Below are 588 nucleotides of genomic sequence, written 5' to 3' on the forward strand. Positions count from 1 at the left end.
CAATATTAGCCGTATTAGTGATATAACCATTAATGACTCAGGTATTGCTGCAACAACGTCAAGCGTAGTGGATTTACTTTATGTCTATCAAGATGGCAGCCCTGTAAAAAACGCACCTTATACAATTAAATTTGATGATGGAACACAAAGCACAGGCCAGCTAGATGAAGACGGTATAGCACAATTAACTGACGTACCAAATGGTCAGTTTACTATTCAATACGGGGAGGATACGCGTGAGTATGAACCTCTAGATAACACGACGCCAAACCCACTTTATAAAAGAATAACCCCCGCCTCTGCAATACAAATGAGCAGAGCTGGGCAAACAGCAACACTTGATGAAGCAAGCAACATAGCCAGCCAAGCAGGTGATTGGTTATGGGGAGCACTGCAAGGCGATTTTAACAAAGACCCTACAACGGCGCAGATTGTGGTAGGCAGTATTATTTCAATGATACCGGTTATTGACCAAGTCATGGACGTGCGGGATATTTTAGCCAATGTAATGCTACTGACTGATGACGATAAAGCCAACGACAGTGATGGCTGGATTGCCTTTACGCTCACCGCGATAGGTTTAGTGCC

1 pseudogene is annotated in these 588 nt (G+C 43.7%); it reads left to right on the forward strand.

Annotated elements, in window-relative coordinates:
* A pseudogene (locus I6F45_RS21265) lies at nt 1–588 on the forward strand (contractile injection system protein, VgrG/Pvc8 family); the annotation flags it as partial.

Origin of the sequence: Pseudoalteromonas sp. SWYJZ19, from assembly GCF_015864375.1 — a bacterium.
GTDB lineage: Bacteria > Pseudomonadota > Gammaproteobacteria > Enterobacterales > Alteromonadaceae > Pseudoalteromonas > Pseudoalteromonas arctica.